General features: G+C 67.3%; 2 protein-coding genes. Both read left to right on the top strand.

Going from position 1 to position 1,277, the window contains the following annotated elements:
* The first annotated feature begins 161 nt into the window (after window positions 1-161).
* Window positions 162-521, top strand: a complete 360-nt coding sequence (locus ACOADB_RS01845; protein WP_378596206.1) for a hypothetical protein — start codon at window positions 162-164, stop codon at window positions 519-521.
* A 123-nt stretch (window positions 522-644) separates the two neighbouring features.
* On the top strand, window positions 645-1,277 hold a 633-nt coding region (locus tag ACOADB_RS01840), incomplete at its 3' end, for a response regulator (RefSeq protein WP_378596205.1).

The following is a 1,277-nucleotide window of genomic DNA, read 5'->3' as shown; positions in this document are numbered from 1 at the left end:
GGGTGTCAGTACCCAACTTAGCGCCATTTCAAACGGATCACCACCGATCGGGCCATATGACCTAGTCACAAAGAACTACGCCACTGGTGACCCGCGCCGCCGTAACAACCGGGTCGCCCAGCGGTTGATCTCCATGTCAGGACCGCACCCAGGAGGACACCGTGGAGCAGATCAACGTGGCACTCAGCCCGTTCACTCGTCGCAGCCGCTCGCTCGCTGTCAGCCACCAGGCGCACGAACTGAGCCGTGGCCTGGAGCCCGGCGAGCACGTCCTGATCCACGACCCGGTCGCCGACGAGCACTTCAACGCCGTCGTCGCCGACATCCACTTCGACCTCGACGACACCAGCTACCGACTGACCGTCGGTGGCCGGATCACCGCCGGCGAAGCCGCCGAATGGATGGCACCCACCCTCGACGACGACAACCTGACGACCCGCGACCTCGTGGACCTGCTGGCCGAGCTTCGGCGTGGCGAGCGGGACATCTCGGCCGCCCTGGCCGACATTCGGGCCCGCTGAGGCCGCTCGTTCGTACGTTCGGGGGCCTGGTCTAGTCAATCCGGACCAGGCTCTGCACGACGTCCGCCCAGACCTGTCCCGACCCCCTGTCGGGACGGCGTCCCGGGCAGCACACTCAGGGATGTGCCCGAAGAAAAGATCATCCGCGTCTACCTCGTCGACGACCACGAAGTGGTTCGCCGGGGTGTCGCCAGCCTGCTGGCGACCGACCCGTCGATCGACGTCGTCGGCGAGTCCGGCAGCGCCACCGTCGCACTGCGCGAGATCCTCGCGCTGCGCCCCGACGTCGCCATCCTCGACGCGAACCTCGCGGACGGCACGGGCGTCGACATCTGCCGTGAGATGCGTTCGGTCGACCCGAACATCAAGGGCCTCATCCTGACCTCGTACGACGACCCGGACGCGATCTCGTCCGCGATCCTCGCCGGCGCGTCCGGCTACGTCCTCAAGCGCATCGAGGGCAACTCGCTGATCAGCGGCATCAAGCTCGTCGCCGGTGGCCACTCGCTCATCGACCCCACCGTCGCCAGCCGCGTCGTCGAGCAGATGGAGCTCCAGCGCCGGTCCCTCGACGTCATCTGCGAGCTCACGCCGCAGCAGCGCAAGATCTTCTTCCTCATCGCCGAGGGCATGACCAACCGGCAGATCGCCGAGAAGCTGTACCTGGCGGAGAAGACCGTGAAGAACCACGTCACCGGCCTGCTCTCCCGCCTCGGCCTGCAGCACCGCACCCAGGCCGCCCTGCTCGCTGTCCGG

Source organism: Nocardioides sp. CPCC 206348 (assembly GCF_048654705.1).
Classification (GTDB): domain Bacteria; phylum Actinomycetota; class Actinomycetes; order Propionibacteriales; family Nocardioidaceae; genus Nocardioides.
This window is presented reverse-complemented; position numbering and strand designations above follow the sequence as displayed.